Below are 15,471 nucleotides of genomic sequence, written 5' to 3' on the forward strand. Positions count from 1 at the left end.
GGGCTACTCCTCGACGGCGATACGCCGTTCGGCCGCCAGCACCGCCGTCAGCAGGCGCTCGGGCGAGAGCTCGACGAGGCAGCGGGTATGCCCGAGGGGGCAGGTGCGCTGGAAGCAGGGGGAACACTCCAGCGCCAGGTAATGGATCTCGGCGCTGTCGGTGAGCGGCGGGGTATAGGCCGGCGACGAGGAGCCGTAGAGGGCGTGCACCCGGGTGCCCGTCGCCGCCGCCACATGCATCAGCCCCGAGTCGTTGGTGACCACCTGGCGGCAGTCCGCCAGCAGGTCCACGGCATCGGCCAGGCGCGTCTGGCCGCACAGGTTGTGGACATGGTCCACCTCCCGGGCGATCGCCTCGCCGGCCTCGGCATCCTTGGGCCCTCCCAGCACACGGACCTCGAACCCCTCGGCCACCAGCGCCTCGGCCAGGGTGCGAAAGTGCTCGAGCGGCCACTGCTTGGCGGGGCCATATTCGGCGCCGGGCATCATGCCGATGGCCGGGCGTGACGAGAGCCCGTGAGCCCGACGCAGCTCGGCGAGGTTGTCGTCATCCACGACGAGACGCGGCGGTGGAATCGGGAAGCCCCCGCCGGCTGCCTCATCGGCGGGCAGCCCCAGCGCCACGAAGCGCTTCACCGTCTGGTCGAGCACCGCCTTGTCGAGGCGGCGGCGATCATTGAGCAGCAGCAGCCGCTGCTCGCCGGTAAAGCCGGTACGGCGGGGAATGCCCGCCAAGAAGGGGACCAGGGCCGACTTCCAGGAGCGTGGCAGCACGATGGCGCGATCGAAGCGGCCGCGCAGCGTGCGAGCCACAGCGCGCCGCGTCGCCCAGCCGAACTCGCCGTGCCCCACGTCCAGGGCGATCGCCTCGTCCACCTCGGGCATACGCTCGAGAATCGGCAGCGACCAGCCCGGGGCCACCACGCCGAGGTGACAGCCGAGGTGGCGGTCCTTGAGCGTCATCAGCAGGCTCTGGGCCATCACCATGTCGCCGACCCAGGAGGGGCCAACCACCAGGATCCGCTCCCCGCCCTCCCCGCCCTCTTCTCCCGGAGGGGCCGGCTCAGCCATTCAGCCACTCCAGGTACTCGCCCACGCCTTCGGCCACGGTGCGAAACTCCCGGTCGTAGCCCGCCCGACGCAGGCTGCCGATATCGGCACGGGTGTAGCTCTGGTAGCGCCCCTTGAGCTCGTCGGGAAAGTCGATGTACTCGATGGTACCGCGGCCGTAGTAGTCGATCACCGCCTCGCCGATCGCCTTGAAGGGCTCGGCGCGACCGCTGCCCAGATTGAAGATGCCGGACACCTGGGGATTGTCGAGGAACCAGAGGTTCACGCTGACCACATCGCCCACGTAGACGAAGTCGCGACTCTGCATGCCCGCCTCATAGCCGTCCCAGGCGCCGAACAGCTTGACGCTGTCGCCGCCGCGGATCTGGGTGTGGTGGTGATAGGCGACGCTGGCCATCTTGCCCTTGTGCTGCTCCCGGGGGCCGTAGACGTTGAAGTAGCGGAAGCCCACCACCTGGCTCTCGAACTCGTCCCAGCGGGCGCGCACGTACTGGTCGAAGAGCAGCTTGGAGTAGCCGTAGACGTTGAGCGGCTTCTCGTGCTCCGGCGCCTCCACGAACACCTCGCTGCCGCCGTAGGTAGCCGCCGAGGAGGCGTAGAGGAAGGGGATGCCGCGCTTCTGGCAGAAGTGCAGCAGCACCTTGGAGTACTCGAAGTTGTTGTCGAGCATGAAGCGGCCGTCCCACTCGGTGGTGTCGGAGCAGGCCCCCTCGTGGAAGATCGCCTCGATCTCGGGCAGCCGGGCCGGCTCGCCGCGCAGCTCCGCCTCGACCCGGCGACGGAAGTCATCCTTGTCCAGGTAGTCACCCAGGGTGCAGTCGGCCAGATTGACGAACTTGGTGCCGTCGGAAAGGTCGTCGACGACCATCACGTCCTGGCGGCCGCGCTCGTTGAGCGCCTTCACCAGGTTGGAGCCGATGAAGCCGGCTCCGCCTGTCACTACGATCATGGGGATATCCTCTCTCTCGGGCCGTGCGCCTATAACCGATCTTCCGGTGATTGTATACTTGACGCCCTGTGAATTCATGGCCAACGGTGCTTTCCGCAATGACTCTCTCGTCCTCGACATCCGCGCCGACCTCCGGGCCGGCGCCCGACGTCTCGACCTTCCAGGGGTTGATCCTGGCCCTGCAGCAGTACTGGGCCGACCAGGGCTGCGTGATCCTCCAGCCCCTCGACATGGAGGTCGGCGCCGGCACCTTCCATCCGGCCACCTTCCTACGCGCCATCGGGCCCGAGACCTGGAACTCCGCCTACGTGCAGCCCTCGCGCCGCCCCACCGACGGTCGCTACGGCGAGAACCCCAACCGCCTGCAGCACTACTACCAGTTCCAGGTGGTGATGAAGCCCTCCCCCGCCGACTTCCAGGAGCTCTACCTGGGCTCCCTCAAGCATCTCGGCCTGGATCCCCTGGTCCACGACATCCGCTTCGTCGAGGACAACTGGGAGTCCCCCACTCTGGGCGCCTGGGGGCTGGGCTGGGAGATCTGGCTCAACGGCATGGAGGTGACCCAGTTCACCTACTTCCAGCAGGCCGGCGGGATCGAGTGCTACCCGGTCACCGGCGAGCTCACCTATGGCCTCGAGCGCATCGCCATGTACCTGCAGAACGTCGACAGCGTCTACGACCTGGTCTGGACCGTGGCACCGGACGGCTCCAGGGTCACCTACGGCGACGTCTACCTGCAGAACGAGCGCGAGCAGTCCGCCTACAACTTCGAGCATGCCGACGTCGACTTCCTGTTCGGCGCCTTCGACCAGCAGGAGCGCGACTGCAGCCGCCTGCTCGAAGCCGGCCTGCCACTGCCCGCCTACGAGCAGGTGCTCAAGGCCTCCCACACCTTCAACCTGCTCGACGCCCGCCACGCCATCTCGGTCACCGAACGCCAGCGCTTCATCCTGCGCGTACGCACCATGGCCCGGGACGTGGCCCACGCCTACTACGACTCCCGCAAGGCCGCCGGCTTCCCGCTGGCTCCCGAGGCCCTGCGGAAGGAACTGCTTGCCGACGAGGGAGACGCTTGAGCATGGCCGCCAATACCCTACTGGTTGAACTGGGCGTCGAGGAACTGCCGCCGAACGCCATCGACGCCCTCTCCGACGCCCTGGCCGACGGCCTGCGCCGCGGGCTCGCCGACGCCGAGGTGGCCCACGGCGAGGTACGCGCCTACGCCACCCCGCGCCGCCTGGCGGTACAGATCGAGGGGCTGGCCAACAAGCAGCCCGACCGCGAGGTGGAGAAGCGCGGCCCGGCACTCGCCGCCGCCTTCAAGGATGGCCAGCCCACCCGAGCCGCCGAGGGCTTCGCCCGCTCCTGCGGCGTCGCCGTGGAAGAACTGATCCACCTGGAAACCGACAAGGGCACCTGGCTCGGCTATCGCGAGCAGCAGCAGGGGGAGTCCACCGCTGCCCTGCTGCCGGCCATCCTGCAGAAGGCGGTCGCCGCCCTGCCGGTGCCGAAGAACATGCGCTGGGGCGCCTCGCGGGTGGAGTTCTCCCGCCCGGTGCACTGGCTGGTGATGCTCTATGGCGGCGACGTTGTCGAGGCCGAGGCCCTGGGCCTCGCGGCGGGCCGCACCACCTACGGCCACCGCTTCCACGCGCCCGCCGCCATCGAGCTGGCCCATGCCGATGACTACCTGGAAGCGCTGGAGCAGGCCTGGGTGCTGGCCGACCGCGACCGCCGTCGGGAGCGCATCCGCGAGCAGGTGCTGGCCGAGGCGGAGGTCCAGGAGGCCACCGCGGTGATCGACGAGGATCTGCTGGTCGAGGTGAGCGGCCTGGTGGAGTGGCCGGTGGCCCTGACCGGCAGCTTCGACGAGCGCTTCCTGGAGGTGCCGGCGGAGTCGCTGATCTCCTCCATGAAGGCCAACCAGAAGTACTTCCACCTGCTGGATGACGCAGGCAGGCTCAAGCCGCTCTTCATCACCATCTCCAACATCGAGAGCCGGGATCCCCAGCAGGTGATCGAGGGCAACGAGAAGGTCATCCGCCCGCGCCTGGCCGACGCCGCCTTCTTCTACGACACCGACCGCAAGCGCCCCCTCGCCTCGCGCATCGACGAGCTCGCCGGCGTGGTGTTCCAGAAGCAGCTCGGCACCCTGGCCGACAAGGCCCACCGCAGCGCCGCCGTGGCCGCCTTCATCGCCGGCCAGATCGGCGGCGACGTGGGCCACGCCCGCCGCGCCGCGGAGCTGGCCAAGTGCGACCTGGTCACCGAGATGGTGCTGGAGTTCCCCGAGCTGCAGGGCATCATGGGCCGCTACTACGCTGAGCATGACGGCGAGGCCGCCGAGGTCGCCCAGGCCCTGGAGGAGCAGTACCTGCCGCGCTTCGCCGCCGACGCCATTCCCCACGGCCGCACCGGCCTGGCCCTGGCCCTGGCCGATCGCCTGGATACCCTCACCGGCATCTTCGGTATCGGCCAGCGCCCCACCGGCACCAAGGACCCCTTCGCCCTGCGTCGCGCCTCCATCGGGGTGCTGAACATCCTGATCAAGGGCGAGCTGAACCTGGACCTGCGCGAGCTGCTGGAGCTGGCGGCCGCCCAGCACCAGGAGCTGCCCTACGCCGAGTCGCTGGTGGACGAGGTGCTGGGCTACATGCTCGACCGCTTCCGCGCCTGGGGTCAGGACGAGGGCATCTCCGCCGAGGCCTACCTGGCCGTGCGCGCCCGGCCGGTCACCCGACCGCTGGACTTCGCCCGCCGCCTGCGCGCCGTCCAGGGCTTCGCCGGCCGCGAGGAGGCCGCCGCCCTGGCCGCCGCCAACAAGCGGGTCTCCAACATCCTGACCAAGCAGGGCGGTGACGCCGGCACCCAGGTGGATACCCGCCTGCTGCAGGAGGCGGCCGAGAAGGCCCTCCACGAGGCCCTCGGTGCTCAGCGCGAACGGGTCATGCCGCTGTTCGCCGAGGCCCGCTACGCCGAGGCCCTGGACGCCCTGGCCGATCTGCGCGAGCCGGTGGATGCCTTCTTCGACCAGGTCATGGTGATGGCAGACGACGAAGCGGTGCGCGCCAACCGCCTGGCCCTGCTGAGCAGCCTGCGCGCCCTCTTCCTGGAAGTGGCCGATATCGCCCAGCTGCAGCAGTAACACCGGGCAGGAGGAACGAAGGCCGGCAGCGCAAGCTGCCGGCCTTTTTCATGCCCTGCCCTCGACTCGATGTTCCACGTGAAACATGCACGCCTCACGCCTCACGCCTCACGCCTCACGCCTCACGCCTCACGCCTCACGCCTCACGCCTCACGCCTCACGCCTCACGCCTTGGCAGACAGTGTTCCACGTGAAACACTCCTCGCCCAGAGCATACACAAGTTAGCCACCAAGGAAGTGCCATGCCCTCCCCCGACCGACTGGTGATCCTGGACCGCGACGGCGTCATCAATCGCGACTCCGACGACTATGTAAAATCCCTGGCCGAGTGGGTGCCCTACCCCTCCGCCATCGATGCCATCGCCCGCCTGAGTCGCGCCGGCTGGACGGTGGCCGTGGCCACCAACCAGTCGGGCATCGCCAGAGGCTACTACGACGAGGCCACCCTGGCCGAGATGCACGCAGAGCTGAACCGCCTGGTGAGGAAGGCCGGTGGCGAGGTCGCCCATATCGCCTTCTGCCCCCACGGCCCCGACGACGGCTGCAACTGCCGCAAGCCGCTGCCCGGCCTGCTCGAGCAGATCCGCAGCGCGCTGGGCATGGAGTCCCTCGCCGGCAGCTGGATGGTGGGCGACAGTCTGCGCGACCTCCAGGCCGGCGAGCCCATGGGCTGTCGGCCGGCGTTGGTGCGCACCGGCAAGGGAGAGCGCACCCTGGCCAAGCACCCGGAGCTGACGGCCGAAGATAGCGAAGCACGCGTCTTCGACGATCTTGCGGCCTTCGTGGACTGGCTGCTGGCCAGCACATCCGCCGCGAGCGGCCCCCTGCCCCATCGCCGGTAACCCCCACTGCCGGCAAAAGCAGAAGGCCCGTCTCGAAACCGAGACGGGCCTTCTGCGTTCTGCTTGGTACCGGCACCCTGGCCTTGGCCATGTTTCCGTGACGCCGTGTTTCACGTGAAACATGGCGGCAGCCGATGGATGCGCGTCACACGTCTAGATTGGCGACCAGGGCATTGCGCTCGATAAAGTCGCGGCGCGGCTCCACCTCGTCGCCCATCAGGGTGTTGAACATCATGTCGGCACCTACCGCATCCTCGATGGAGACGCGCAGCATGCGGCGCGTCTCCGGATTCATGGTGGTCTCCCACAGCTGCTCGGGGTTCATCTCGCCCAGCCCCTTGTAGCGCTGGATGGAGAGACCACGCTGGGCCTCGTTCATCAGCCACTCCAGGGCCTCGTAGAAGGTACCGATACGCTTCTGACGCTCGCCGCGAGCCACATGGGCGCCCTCCTCCAGCAGGCCATCGAGGGTCTCCCCCAGCTCGGCCATGCCGCGATAGTCGGCGCTGGTGAAGAAGTCGATACCCCAGACATAGTCGGTGGTCACCCCATGAGCGGTGAGCGTCACCGCCGGCAGGAAGAGGCTACGCTCGGTATCCTCCTCCAGGCGGAAGGTGTAGCGCGGACCACCCTCGTAGGCCACCTGAGCGTCCATCTGCTCCTGCAGATAGTCGATCCAGTTCTGCATGGTGCCGCGGTCGCGCAGGCTGTTCTCGCCGTCGAGGCGCGCGGCGTGCACGATCTTCTTCAGCACCTCGTTGGGGTAGACCCGCGACAGGCGGTCGATGCGACGCATCACCTCGCGATACTGGTTGACCAGCCCTTCCAGCTGGGAGCCGCTGATGCCCGGCGCATCGGCGTTGACGTAGAGCCGAGCCCCGTCCAGCGCCGTTGCGGTAAGGTAGTCGGTCATCGCCTGCTCATCCTTGAGGTAGAGCTCCTGCTTGCCGCGCTTGACCTTGTAGAGCGGCGGCTGGGCGATGAAGACATGGCCGCGCTCGATCAGCTGTGCCATCTGGCGGAAGAAGAAGGTCAGCAGCAGAGTGCGGATGTGGGAGCCATCCACGTCGGCGTCGGTCATGATGATGATGGAGTGGTAGCGCAGCTTGTCCGGGTTGAACTCCTCGCGCCCGATACCGCAGCCCAGGGCGGTGATCAGGGTGCCCACCTCGGCGGAGGAGAGCATCTTGTCGAAGCGGGCCTTCTCGACGTTGAGGATCTTGCCCTTGAGCGGCAGGATCGCCTGGGTGCGGCGGTCGCGGCCCTGCTTGGCGCTACCCCCGGCGGAGTCACCCTCCACCAGGAAGAGTTCGGAGAGGCTGGGGTCCTTCTCCTGGCAGTCGGCCAGCTTCCCGGGCAGGCCGGCAATATCGAGGGCTCCCTTGCGACGCGTCATGTCGCGGGCCTTGCGCGCGGCCTCCCGAGCCCGGGCGGCATCGAGCATCTTGTTGACGATCGCCTTCGCCTCGTTGGGCTTCTCGATCAGGTAGTCGGAGAAGAGGCGCCCCATCTCCTGCTCCACCGCGGTCTTGACCTCGGAGGAGACCAGCTTGTCCTTGGTCTGGGAGGAGAACTTGGGATCCGGGACCTTGACCGAGATGATCGCCGTCAGGCCCTCCCGGGCATCGTCACCGGCGGTGTTGATCTTGGACTTCTTGAGCAGCCCTTCCGCCTCGATATAGGCGTTGAGCGTACGGGTCAGGGAGGCACGGAAGCCCGCCAGGTGGGCGCCGCCATCCCGCTGGGGGATGTTGTTGGTGTAGCAGAAGATGTTCTCGTTGAAGGAGTCGCTCCACTGCATAGCGACTTCCACCCCCACCCCATCCTCGCGCTCCACGTTGAAGTGGAAGACCGGATTGAGCACCGTCTTGTTGGTATTGAGGTGGTCGACGAAGGCCTTGAGGCCGCCTTCGTAGTGGAACAGCTCCTCCTTGCCGCTACGCTCGTCGATCAGGCGAATGGCCACGCCGGAGTTGAGGAAGGAGAGCTCGCGCAGGCGCTTGGCCAGGATATCGTAGTGGAACTCGATATTGGCGAAGGTCTCGGTGGAGGGCTGGAAGTGCACCCGGGTACCGCTCTTCTCGGTCTTGCCTACCACCGCCAGCGGGGCCTGGGGCACGCCGTGGCGATAGATCTGCTCGAATACCTCACCGGCCCGCCAGATGGTCAGCTTCAGCTCCTCGGAGAGGGCGTTGACCACCGAGACCCCCACGCCGTGGAGGCCTCCCGATACCTTGTAGGAGTTGTCGTCGAACTTGCCCCCGGCGTGGAGCACCGTCATGATCACTTCCGCCGCCGAGACCCCCTCCTCCTCGTGAATATCGGTGGGAATGCCTCGACCGTTGTCGCTGACCGTGATCGACTCGTCGGGGTGGATCACCACCCGAATCTCGCTGCAGTACCCCGCCAGCGCCTCGTCGATGGAGTTGTCCACCAGCTCGAACACCATATGGTGCAGGCCCGTGCCATCATCGGTATCACCGATGTACATGCCGGGACGCTTGCGTACGGCATCCAGCCCCTTGAGTACCTTGATGCTCGATGAGTCGTAGGCCTGTTCGCTCATTGACTGCTCCATCATGAAGTCTGTCGTTCCAGCGGCACCAGCCGCCCCTCGCCCTGTTCCGAACGTTTCACGTGAAACATCGCGACGGGAGTGGCCGGCTGCCACAGATCTGCCAGGGCGTCGTGGTCGACGCTGGTGATAAAGGCCTGGCAGTGCATGCTTTCCAGCCACTGACAGAACACCCTGCGATGGGCGCTGTCCAACTCGGCCGGAAGGTCGTCGATCAGGTAGAGGCAGCCCCGCCCAGTGGCGGCCTCGAGCAGGCGCCCCTGGGCCAGCTTGAGCGCGCTCACCACCAGCTTCTGCTGCCCCCGGGAGAGCACCTCTACCGCGGGACGCCGGTTAAGCCTGATGGCAAGGTCTGCACGCTGCGGCCCCTGCTGGGTAAACCCCATCTGCCCGTCGACCTCCCTGCCCTGCCGCAGCACGTCACTCAGCGCGCGGCGCCTGTCCCAGCCGCGTGAATAGCGAAGCTGCAGGCCAGGCAATGGCATCAGGCCGGCCAGGGTCTCCTCGAATACCGGCAGAAAGGCATCGAACCAGTCGCTGCGCATGGCATCGATTCGCTCGCTCCAGTGAACAAGCTCAAGCTCCCAGGCCGACAGGGAAGCATCGTCCATTCTACCATGCCTGAGCAGGGCATTCCGATGTTTCAGCGCCCGTCGGGCCCGCTGCCAGGCCTCGAGGAAGTCATGTTTCACGTGAAACACACCCCAGTCGAGAAACTCTCGGCGGCCCGCCGGAGGCCCCTCCAGCAGGCGAAAGGCATCAGGATTGATCAGCTGGAGCGGCAGCGTCTCCACCAGCCGCGACAGGCGGTTGACCCGCTCCCCGGCCAGGCGGATCTCCAGCTCGCTCTCGTCGCGACGACGGCGCACCCCGAAGGGCAGCGGGGGGGCACCCGCCAGCCGGCCATGCAGCACCAGCGCCTCGGCACCGTCGGCGATCACATGACGCATATGGCGGGTACGGAAGGAGCGGCCCATGCCCAGGACATGGATGCCCTCCAGCAGGCTGGTCTTGCCGCTTCCGTTGCTCCCCATAATCAGGTTGATCCTTGAAGATGGTTCAAAATCAACAAGTTGGAGATTACGCAGACCCTGAAAGCTGAGTCGATCGAGTGGCATGAAGAGGGGCAGGCAGGGCGGCACCCGGGTGCCGCCGGTGGGTATCAGAGGCGCATCGGCATGACGACATAGAGGGCGTCGCCGCCGCCCGGCTCCTCCATCAGCGCACTGCTGTTGGGGTCTGCCAGGGTCATCTGCACGCGCTCCTCGTCCAGGGCGTTAAGGACATCGATCAGGTAGCCGACGTTGAAGCCGATCTCGAGGCCGGGACCGCTGTACTCGATGGCGATATTCTCTTCGGCCTCTTCCTGCTCGGGGTTGTTGGCCATCACCTTGAGATTGCCCTCTGCCAGGTGCAGGCGCACGCCCCGATACTTCTCGTTGGAGAGGATGGCGGTACGCGACAGCACCTGGCGCAGCTCGGCCCGCTCGGCGATAAACACCTTGTCGCCGCCTCGCGGCACGACGCGCTCATAGTCGGGGAACTTGCCATCCACCAGCTTGGAGGTAAAGGTGAAGTCGCCGGTGTGGGCACGAATATGGCTGGCACCCAGGGTCAGACTGACCGGCTCCTCGCCGTCGTCCAGCAGGCGCACCAGCTCCAGAATCCCCTTGCGCGGCACGATCAGCTTCTGGGCAGGCTCCACCTGGATCTCGACCGGGCGCGAACAGACCGCCAGGCGATGCCCATCGGTGGCGACGGCACGCACCAGCCCGGAGCGCAGCTCCAGCAGCATGCCGTTCAGGTAGTAGCGCACATCCTGCTGGGCCATGGCGAAGGAGGTGGCATCGATCAGCTGCTTGAGAACGCCCCGCGGCAGGCTCAGCTCGATGCTGCCCTGGCTGTCCTCGATATTCGGGAACTCCGCCACGGGCAGAGTGGAGAGCGTGAAGCGAGAGCGGCCGCTGCGCAGCACCGCCCTGCCCTCCTCCAGGGAGAGCTGGATCTCGGCCTGATCGGGAAGCGACTTACAGATGTCCATGAGCTTGCGGGCGGGTACCGTGGCGGCGCCCGGTTCATCCACCTGGCTGGCCACGGTGCGGCCAATCAGCTCCACTTCCAGGTCGGTACCGGTCAGGGCGACCTCGTCACCGTTGACCTGAATCAGCACGTTGGAGAGCACCGGCAGGGTCTGGCGACGCTCCACCACGCCGGCCACCAGCGTCAACGGTCGCAGCAGCGCTTCGCGGGAGATGGAAAATTTCATGTCGGCTCCACATCTTGTCCTGAAGGGTTGCAGCCGGCGAAGCTCCGGCCGAACGGCATGGCGGACATTAAACCACAAGCCGACGGCGACTCGGAGGCCAGCGCATCAGCTGGTTCGAAAGATCAGCTGGTCAGCAGGCGCAGCAGATTCTTGTAGTCCTCGCGGATATCGGCGTTCTCTTCCTTGAGCTGCTGCACCTTGCGGCAGGCGTGCAGCACCGTGGTGTGATCACGGCCACCGAAGGCGTCACCGATCTCGGGCAGGCTGTGGTTGGTGAGCTCCTTGGCCAGGGCCATGGCCACCTGGCGAGGACGGGCCACCGAACGCGACCGACGCTTGGAGAGCAGGTCGGCCAGCTTGATCTTGTAGTACTCCGCCACGGTGCGCTGGATGTTATCCACACCCACCTGCTTGTCCTGCAGGGCCAGCAGGTCCTTGAGGGATTCTCGGATGAAGTCCTGGGTAATCGGCTTGCCCATGAAATGGGAGTCGGCGATCACCTTCTTCAGGGCCCCCTCCAGCTCGCGCACGTTGGAGCGAATCTTCTGGGCAATGAAGAAGGCGGCATCGTGGGGCAGGTCCACCTTGGCCTGGTCCGCCTTCTTCATCAGGATCGCCACCCGCGTCTCCAGCTCCGGCGGCTCGATCGCCACGGTCAATCCCCAGCCGAAGCGCGACTTGAGACGCTCCTCCACGCCGCTGATCTCCTTGGGATAGCGATCGGAGGTCAGGATCATCTGCTGCCCGCCCTCGAGCAGGGCGTTGAAGGTATGGAAGAACTCCTCCTGGGAGCGCTCCTTGCCCGCGAAGAACTGGATGTCATCGATCAGCAGGGCATCGACGCTGCGGTAGAAGCGCTTGAAGTCGTTGATAGCATTGAGCTGCAACGCCTTGACCATATCGGCCACGAAACGCTCGGAGTGCAGGTAGACGACCCGGGCGTTCTCGCGGCGCCCGGCCAGGGCGTTGCCCACCGCATGCATCAGGTGAGTCTTGCCCAGGCCCACCCCGCCATACAGGAACAGCGGGTTGTAGGCGCCGCCGGGGTTCTCGGAGACCTGCCGCGAGGCCGCCCGGGCCAGCTGGTTGGACTTGCCCTCCACGAAGGTCTCGAAGGTGAAGTTGGGGTTGAGGCCGCTGCTGTGCTTGAGACTGCCCTCCACCTGGACCTGCCGCTCCCCGCCGGGTCGGCGCACCTCCCCTTCCTCGCGCAGCGCCTCGACCTCGCGCTCGTCGGCAGCACTGCCTCGAGAAGAGGTATGCACGGCAGGCGCCGCCGGCCGGCGGGGAGCGGCGGAGACGGGGTTGCCCAGCTCGCGAGGCTGCGGCCGAGGCGCACTGCGCCGACTACCCACGCTCAGCACCACCTTGGGAGGCTTGGCAGGCGAAAGCTCACGCATCAGCTCGCCGATACGCTTGGCGTACTTGTCACTGACCCAGTCCCGCACGAAGCGATTGGGCGCCAGCAGACACAGCTCGCCGGACTCTCCCTCTTCCGCCTGCAGCGGGCGGATCCAGGTATTGAACTGCTGCGAGTTCAGTTCGTCCTGAAGGGTGTCCAGGCACTGCTGCCAGAGAGCTAGTGGCACGCGACCTCACCATCGGTTGGAAAACGGGCGGGTATTGTAGCTCCCCCAAGGCCGGTTATCCACACCCCGACCTCCAGGCCGCAAGGCTGTGGAAAACCCTGGGGGGCCCTCGGGACTGCTGCACTTGAGCTCTGGGGATACCCGGAGCCTGTGGACCAGAGCAATATTTGTCCACCCTCACTGCACAGGCTGTCCATGCTGCCTCCAGCGCTCGTCCACACACTTTCAACCTGTATATCCCCTTGTCCTGGAAATGGAAAGTCAAGTTATCCACAGCAACTGTCCCCAGCATTAATAACAGGTTTTATAAAAGAACTATAAATAGTTACTGTTGCGTCCTGAGGGTAGAAGCCAGGCCAGAGTCTCCCGCTGTCCCGGCAGCGAGGCGGGGAGCACCGAGGCCGTTGCCCGGATCCGGCAACGGAAAAATTGCACCCGGAGCGCGATATCACTACAATTTCCGGTCTTGAGCCGAATATCACCGGGCCCCGAGCGGGATCCGGACGCCTCCAAGCTGTCCAATCGTCCTAAAAACCACGTGGGAATAATGAGTTATGAAACGTACCTTTCAGCCCAGCGTTCTGAAGCGTAAGCGTGTGCACGGCTTCCGTGCTCGCATGGCCACCAAGAACGGCCGTGCCGTCCTGGCCCGTCGTCGCGCCAAGGGTCGCAAGCGCCTGAGCGCCTGATCACGGACTCCTGGTGTCCCGTCAGGCATTTCCCCGCCGTCTGCGCCTGCTGACGGCCGGGGACTACCGTCAGGTCTTCGAGGCCGCGGCGTTCAAGGTTCACGGCAAGGGGCTCATGGCCCTGGCCATACCCAATGAGCTGGGACATCCGCGTCTCGGCCTGGTGGTCAGCAAGAAGAACCTTCGCCGTGCCGTCGACCGTAACCGCCTCAAGCGGCTCGTTCGTGAGTCCATCCGTCTCCAGCAACAGCAGATCCCTGCCCTGGACATCGTGGTCCTGGCCAGGCGAGGCGTAGGAGAGTTGGATAACGCCACCCTGCATCGCCAGCTGCACGGCATGTGGCGACGCCTGGCGCGAGATGCTGCCAGGTGGAAGCGTGACGATCAGCCGCAGAACGGGACGACCAGTGCGAACGCCAGTCAGAGCGGATGAGCGGACCGGCGGTATTGCCATGCTGCACCTGCTTGCCATGGCGACACTCGCCCCGGCCGATTCCACCGCCGACAGTCCGTGTTCGGCATCGAGCCTGCCTCTGGCAGGCTTTTGTCTATCTCGGGCGGGTACTTCCCATCCCGCCCCTGGCAAGTTCACCACCCATCGGGCAGAACCCTCATGGACGTAAAACGACTCCTATTGCTGATCCCCCTGGCGGTGCTCGCTTACCTGATCGTCGTGCAGTGGAATCAGGACTATGGCCAGGTGGCTCCTGAGCCTGAGGCCCCCTCCTTTACCAGCAGCTCAGACAATGGCCAGGCCCAGCCCGCCGACCCGGATGGCCTTGCCGTACCGGCATCGCCCAGCGCGGCGGACGACGTCAGCCAGGCGATGCCAGGCAGCGCCGATTCCCCCACCGGCAGCCGCGACCTGATTGCCGTAGTGACCGATGTACTCGACCTGCGCATCGACCCCCAGGGCGGCGATATCGTCTACGCGGCCCTGCCCCAGCATCGCCTGACCCTGAACTCAGACCGCCCCTATGTGCTGCTCTCCGACAACGAGACGCGCAGCTACGTCGCGCGCTCCGGGCTCCAGCTGGACGGCCAGGCAGGACGTATCGCCTTCACACCGGAGCGCACCGAGTACCGCCTGGCCGAGGGTGACAGCCGTCTCGAGGTCGACCTCACCGCCGAGGTGAACGGCATCGACGTGATCAAGCGCTTCAGCTTCGAGCGCGGCAGCTACGCGGTTGACGTTCACTACTACCTGGCCAACAACACCGAGGAGCCGGTCTCTGCCCGCTTCATCGGCCAGCTGGCACGGGATAACAGCCCCGACCCCTCCAGCGGCGTGGCCCTGGGCATGAGCTCCTTCCTCGGCGCGGCCTTCTCCACCCCGGAGAGCCGCTACGAGAAGGTCGACTTCGACGATATCCAGCGCGGCCGCTTCGACAACGTCGACGCCCAGGGCGGCTGGGTGGCGATCATCCAGCACTACTTCGTCTCGGCCTGGGCGCCGCCCCAGAACCAGCAGAACCTCTTCTATGCCACCACCGACTCGCGCAATCGCAACGTGGCGGCCTTCGCCGGCCCGGTGACCACCATCGCCGCCGAGGGCGAGGCGCGGCTGGGCGCGACTCTCTTCGTGGGCCCCAAGGTCCAGGACTACCTGGAAGCCGTGGCGCCCAACCTGCGCCTGACCGTGGACTTCGGCTGGCTCTGGTTCATCGCCAACCCGCTGTTCTGGCTGCTCGACCAGATCCACAGCCTGATCGGCAACTGGGGCTGGTCCATCGTGCTGCTGACCATCGTGGTCAAGCTGGCCCTCTGGCCGCTCTCCGCCAAGGCCTACAAGTCCATGGCCCGCATGCGCAAGCTCGGCCCCGAGATGCAGCGCCTGAAGGAGCAGTACGGCGACGACCGCCAGAAGATGTCCCAGGAGATGATGAAGTTCTACCAGAAGGAGAAGATCAATCCTCTGGGGGGCTGTCTGCCGATCCTGGTGCAGATGCCGGTCTTCATCGCCCTCTACTGGATGCTGCTGGAGTCCGTGGAGCTGCGCCATGCGCCCTTCATGTTCTGGATCCAGGATCTCTCGGTGAAGGATCCCTTCTTCATCCTGCCGATCCTGATGGGCGCCTCCATGTTCGTGCAGCAGCTGCTCAACCCGACGCCTCCGGACCCGATGCAGGCGAAGATCATGCGCATGCTGCCCATCGTCTTCACCTTCTTCTTCCTGTGGTTCCCGGCCGGTCTGGTGATCTACTGGGTGGTGAACAACATCATCTCCATCGCCCAGCAGTACGCCATCACGCGCAAGATCGAGAATGACCCCACCGTCGGCAAGGGCATGAAGACCAAGTAGCCTTCACCCGCCCCAGCCACTCCGGACCCCCGCCCCGTGCGGG

12 protein-coding genes are annotated in these 15,471 nt (G+C 66.1%); 6 read left to right on the plus strand and 6 right to left on the minus strand.

Features of this window, described 5'->3' with window-relative positions; genetic code table 11:
• Positions 1–3 precede the first annotated feature (3 nt).
• Together waaF and rfaD are read right to left on the minus strand one after the other, a co-directional pair.
• Positions 4–1,071 (minus strand): lipopolysaccharide heptosyltransferase II, encoded by a 1,068-nt coding sequence (waaF, locus tag ACRYRV_RS08110; RefSeq protein ID WP_444985443.1) that lies wholly within the window; start codon positions 1,069–1,071, stop codon positions 4–6.
• Positions 1,064–2,020, minus strand: coding sequence for an ADP-glyceromanno-heptose 6-epimerase (gene rfaD / locus ACRYRV_RS08115; protein WP_253447311.1), 957 nt, complete (start codon positions 2,018–2,020; stop codon positions 1,064–1,066). The genes waaF and rfaD overlap by 8 nt, the downstream gene beginning before the upstream one ends.
• A 98-nt stretch (positions 2,021–2,118) precedes the next feature.
• Between rfaD and glyQ the strand changes: the two genes are divergently transcribed.
• From glyQ to gmhB, 3 genes are all read left to right on the plus strand, one after another.
• Positions 2,119–3,096: a glycine--tRNA ligase subunit alpha gene (gene glyQ, locus ACRYRV_RS08120; RefSeq protein WP_253447308.1), complete on the plus strand. Its 978-nt coding sequence runs from the start codon at positions 2,119–2,121 to the stop codon at positions 3,094–3,096.
• Between the two features lie 2 nt (positions 3,097–3,098).
• Entirely contained in the window at positions 3,099–5,165 is a 2,067-nt protein-coding gene (gene glyS / locus ACRYRV_RS08125; protein ID WP_444985442.1) for a glycine--tRNA ligase subunit beta, read from the plus strand.
• Positions 5,166–5,407: 242 nt separating this feature from the next.
• Positions 5,408–6,007 (plus strand): D-glycero-beta-D-manno-heptose 1,7-bisphosphate 7-phosphatase, encoded by a 600-nt coding sequence (gene gmhB / locus ACRYRV_RS08130; RefSeq protein WP_444985441.1) that lies wholly within the window; start codon positions 5,408–5,410, stop codon positions 6,005–6,007.
• A gap of 145 nt (positions 6,008–6,152) precedes the next feature.
• On the opposite strand, the gene gyrB is transcribed toward gmhB, so the two are convergent.
• The 4 genes from gyrB to dnaA all read right to left on the minus strand — a co-directional run bounded on the left by gyrB (position 6,153) and on the right by dnaA (position 12,437).
• A complete protein-coding gene (gyrB, locus tag ACRYRV_RS08135; protein WP_299316036.1) occupies positions 6,153–8,573 on the minus strand; it encodes a DNA topoisomerase (ATP-hydrolyzing) subunit B in 2,421 nt (806 codons plus the stop codon).
• A gap of 11 nt (positions 8,574–8,584) precedes the next feature.
• Positions 8,585–9,700, minus strand: coding sequence for a DNA replication/repair protein RecF (gene recF / locus ACRYRV_RS08140; protein WP_444985440.1), 1,116 nt, complete (start codon positions 9,698–9,700; stop codon positions 8,585–8,587).
• 44 nt (positions 9,701–9,744) lie between these two features.
• Positions 9,745–10,848: a DNA polymerase III subunit beta gene (gene dnaN / locus ACRYRV_RS08145; protein ID WP_253447296.1), complete on the minus strand. Its 1,104-nt coding sequence runs from the start codon at positions 10,846–10,848 to the stop codon at positions 9,745–9,747.
• Positions 10,849–10,970: 122 nt separating this feature from the next.
• A complete protein-coding gene (gene dnaA, locus ACRYRV_RS08150; RefSeq protein WP_444985439.1) occupies positions 10,971–12,437 on the minus strand; it encodes a chromosomal replication initiator protein DnaA in 1,467 nt (488 codons plus the stop codon).
• A 554-nt stretch (positions 12,438–12,991) separates the two neighbouring features.
• Here dnaA and rpmH point away from each other — a divergent pair.
• The 3 genes from rpmH (at position 12,992) to yidC (ending at position 15,428) form a co-directional block, all read left to right on the plus strand.
• Complete coding sequence (gene rpmH / locus ACRYRV_RS08155; protein WP_010626003.1) at positions 12,992–13,126, plus strand: 50S ribosomal protein L34; 135 nt, start codon at positions 12,992–12,994, stop codon at positions 13,124–13,126.
• 13 nt (positions 13,127–13,139) lie between these two features.
• The gene (gene rnpA / locus ACRYRV_RS08160; RefSeq protein ID WP_253447290.1) at positions 13,140–13,559 is read left to right on the plus strand and encodes a ribonuclease P protein component; all 420 of its coding nucleotides are present in this window, start codon (positions 13,140–13,142) and stop codon (positions 13,557–13,559) included.
• Between the two features lie 180 nt (positions 13,560–13,739).
• Positions 13,740–15,428 carry a membrane protein insertase YidC gene (gene yidC, locus ACRYRV_RS08165; protein WP_253447287.1) on the plus strand — a complete coding sequence of 563 codons (1,689 nt, stop codon included), beginning with the start codon at positions 13,740–13,742 and terminating at the stop codon, positions 15,426–15,428.
• The last annotated feature ends 43 nt before the right edge of the window (positions 15,429–15,471 follow it).

The sequence above is a fragment of the Halomonas mongoliensis genome, from assembly GCF_052496345.1.

Coding starts and splice junctions, on each gene's coding strand:
- waaF (WP_444985443.1), bottom strand. CDS start 1,071: ATGGCTGAGCCGGCCCCTCCGGGAGAAGAGGGCGGGGAGGGCGGGGAG.
- rfaD (WP_253447311.1), bottom strand. CDS start 2,020: ATGATCGTAGTGACAGGCGGAGCCGGCTTCATCGGCTCCAACCTGGTG.
- glyQ (WP_253447308.1), top strand. CDS start 2,119: ATGACTCTCTCGTCCTCGACATCCGCGCCGACCTCCGGGCCGGCGCCC.
- glyS (WP_444985442.1), top strand. CDS start 3,099: ATGGCCGCCAATACCCTACTGGTTGAACTGGGCGTCGAGGAACTGCCG.
- gmhB (WP_444985441.1), top strand. CDS start 5,408: ATGCCCTCCCCCGACCGACTGGTGATCCTGGACCGCGACGGCGTCATC.
- gyrB (WP_299316036.1), bottom strand. CDS start 8,573: ATGAGCGAACAGGCCTACGACTCATCGAGCATCAAGGTACTCAAGGGG.
- recF (WP_444985440.1), bottom strand. CDS start 9,700: ATGCCACTCGATCGACTCAGCTTTCAGGGTCTGCGTAATCTCCAACTT.
- dnaN (WP_253447296.1), bottom strand. CDS start 10,848: ATGAAATTTTCCATCTCCCGCGAAGCGCTGCTGCGACCGTTGACGCTG.
- rpmH (WP_010626003.1), top strand. CDS start 12,992: ATGAAACGTACCTTTCAGCCCAGCGTTCTGAAGCGTAAGCGTGTGCAC.
- yidC (WP_253447287.1), top strand. CDS start 13,740: ATGGACGTAAAACGACTCCTATTGCTGATCCCCCTGGCGGTGCTCGCT.